The 3,011-nt window shown below is 37.6% G+C and carries 3 protein-coding genes and 1 pseudogene; 2 read left to right on the forward strand and 2 right to left on the reverse strand.

Features of this window, described 5'->3' with window-relative positions:
• Nucleotides 1-70: 70 nt before the first annotated feature.
• The gene (gene tsaA, locus QZN27_RS09545; protein ID WP_296786920.1) at nt 71-556 is read left to right on the forward strand and encodes a tRNA (N6-threonylcarbamoyladenosine(37)-N6)-methyltransferase TrmO; all 486 of its coding nucleotides are present in this window, start codon (nt 71-73) and stop codon (nt 554-556) included.
• 16 nt (nt 557-572) lie between these two features.
• Here the strand turns inward: tsaA and QZN27_RS09550 are convergent, their stop codons facing one another.
• Entirely contained in the window at nt 573-1,601 is a 1,029-nt protein-coding gene (locus QZN27_RS09550; RefSeq protein WP_292884864.1) for a M42 family metallopeptidase, read from the reverse strand.
• A 74-nt stretch (nt 1,602-1,675) separates the two neighbouring features.
• Here QZN27_RS09550 and QZN27_RS09555 point away from each other — a divergent pair, with 74 nt between their 5' ends.
• Complete coding sequence (locus QZN27_RS09555) at nt 1,676-2,431, forward strand: ferredoxin (RefSeq protein WP_296786925.1); 756 nt, start codon at nt 1,676-1,678, stop codon at nt 2,429-2,431.
• On the opposite strand, the pseudogene QZN27_RS09560 reads toward QZN27_RS09555, so the two are convergent.
• A pseudogene (locus QZN27_RS09560) lies at nt 2,426-3,011 on the reverse strand (flagellar protein); the annotation flags it as partial. The gene QZN27_RS09555 and the pseudogene QZN27_RS09560 overlap by 6 nt on opposite strands.

Below are 3,011 nucleotides of genomic sequence, written 5' to 3' on the forward strand. Positions count from 1 at the left end.
AATCGATTACCTGAAATGCTTCATATCGAAAAAGTAAGTTTTAATAATGATAATGACGAATATAATAATTATGAAAGTCGAATTAGAATCAATTGGCACAATCCACACCCAATTCAAAAAAATTGAGGGAATGCCAATTCAGCCGACAGGCGCAAAAGGAATTAAAGGAACAATCGAAATCAAGGACAAATATGTTGACGGCCTAAAAGATTTGGGAGACTTTTCACACATCCACCTAATCTATCTGCTTCACAAAGTTGACGGATACATGCTTGAGGTAAAGCCGTTCATGGACAACGACACACACGGAGTTTTTGCAACAAGATCACCAAAAAGACCAAACAGAATCGGAATGAGTGTCGTTAAAGTAAAAAAAGTTGAAGGAAATACAATCCATATAGAAAACGTTGACATATTGGACGGAACACCTCTTCTTGACATAAAGCCCTATGTGCCCCAGCTATACGAGGATACAATTGATGAGCTAAAAATAGGATGGTTTGAAACAAAACACCAAAAGGCAAAATCACAAAAATCAGATGACCGATTTAAATAAAAGAAAAAAAAGTAAGCTATAAGTTGTTTATAGCTTCTGTAATTAATTGAATGGTATTTTCAATATCCTCCATACTACATACACTTACAGGAGTATGTATGTAACGAGTAGGAACTGATAAAACACCAGTAGGGATTCCTTCACGAGTCAAGTGAATTGCAGTTCCGTCAGTGGTTCCGCCATCACTCACTTCCAATTGATATGGAATTTCGTTTTCATCCCCTGCTTTTATAAGCATGTCCTTGACGGATTGCTGGGTTAAAATACCTCTTCCACTAGCATCTGCCAAAATTATAGCAGGACCTTTACCCATAACGACAGGTGCCTCTTCAGGCTTGATTCCAGGATGGTCTCCGGACAAGGTTACGTCAAGCGCAATTGCAAGGTCAGGATTCAATTTGAATGCAGAGGTTTTAGCCCCCTTAAGACCAACTTCTTCCTGAACTGTACCTACACCATAGACAGTAGCTCTGGTATTGACCCTTTTTAAAACTTCCATCATCACATAACAGCCTACACGATTGTCCAAAGCCTTACCCATGATTAGATTATTTGGATACTCAACAAATAGTGAGTTGAAAGTCATCTTGTCTCCGATTCTCACCATCTTTTCTGCTTCTTCCTTGTCCTTGGCTCCAATGTCAATGAACATGTCATCAGATTTGACAACCTTTTTTCTCTCTTCAGGACTTGTTACGTGTGGCGGTTTTGAACCGATTACTCCAACAATAGGCTCTCCAACGGAAGAGTGAACAGTTACAGTCTGGTTCATTAACATCTGATCATTTATTCCGCCAATGTTTGAAAACTTAATAAAACCGTTATCGTCAATGTATCTTACCATCAAACCGATTTCATCCATATGGGAAGCAAGCATTACTTTAGGCGCTTTCTTTTCACCTTTTTTAGTAGCAATTAGGTTTCCCATACTGTCAGTTTCAATTGTATCGGCTACATCTTTTAATTCACGTGTAATAATTTCAGCTATTTTTTCTTCACTGCCAGATACACCTGGCGCTAAAGATAGCTCTCTCATTAATTCCATCTTATCACCAAATTATTTTTTAAATTTAATATTATTAAATAGTTTCTATACATATATTATATAGGTGAAGTTATATGTCAATTGTTGAAATATTTTTCAGTCCATCAGGAACCAGCCAAAAAGTAGCTGACAGTATAGCCAGTAGCTTTGGTCAGGAAAAGGAGATTTGCAACTTGCTCATATTCAACTCTGAAAAGGAATTGAAAAGCGAGGATGTTGCAGTTGTAGTGATGCCAGTTTTTGCCGGAAGGCTGCCAAAAGCCGCACGTGAAAGATTATCAAAAATCAAGGGGAATGAAACTCCTGCAATAGCAGTCGTTAATTATGGTAATGCCCATGTTACTGATTCTCTTCTTGAATTAACAGATTTGTTAAGGGAAAACAACTTCAATGTAATAGCTGCCGCTTCTACTGTTTCCCATCATTCCATATTTGATGGCGTTGCAGTAGGAAGACCCGATGAAAGCGATATGGAAAAAATTGATGAATTCGCAAAGAAATGCATTGAAAAATTAGAGTCAAACGAATCATTAGAATCTGATATTCCCGGAAACAGACCATACACCGATTACAAACAGCTGCCATTTGAAATAAGCTGTGATGAAACCGTTTGTGCATTCTGTTATGATTGCGTTTCAATCTGTCCGGAAAAAGCTATACCTGAAGATGATCCTATTGAAACAGACCTGAGTTTATGTTCAAGATGCACAGCCTGCATCTCAATCTGTCCTGAAGATGCACGTAGGTTTTCAGGAGATGCGTTTGAAGCTAAAAAGCCAGCTTTTGAACAAGCAAACAGCGAAAGAAAAGAGCCTGAATTCTATTTATAGATTCATTCTCTTTTTTGCAACTTCCCTTACGTATTCATTTTCATCGTTCAGTGAGATATCCTTCAGGACTTTCTTACTTACTATTTTTTTAACGGCAACTTCACGGATTCTCCATGCAGGGGCATTTCTTGCAATGTCGGTCAGCATCTTCTGGTTCTTGATTAAAGATACCGCCCTAACGGATATGTTTTCAGATATACCCTGTTCATAAATTTTAAACAAGCATTTTTCCACTTTGATTTTATTCAATGCCCTAAGGGAGAATTCCTCATCCTCATTTGCAAGGACAATTCGAATCAGGGTTTCCAAATCATTGATATTGTCAAGAGTGGCCTTCCTTACAGAATCCAATTTTGCATTTTTTAAAATGTCAATGAAATTTTTCTCTTCGGTTATGTGATTTAAGGCTTCAAAAGCCACCTCTTCATGGGTTGAATTGATTGCAACATATGTAAAATCATCTTCGCTTGTTATAGCAGGATTTGTTATTGCATGATTTCTTACAAACTGGTCATCGTCTTCAAGAGCAATCTTAATCAAATCTTCAGGATTGGAAATGTTTTTAACAGCGATTTGGCGA

The sequence above is a fragment of the uncultured Methanobrevibacter sp. genome, assembly GCF_900316895.1.
GTDB lineage: Archaea > Methanobacteriota > Methanobacteria > Methanobacteriales > Methanobacteriaceae > Methanocatella.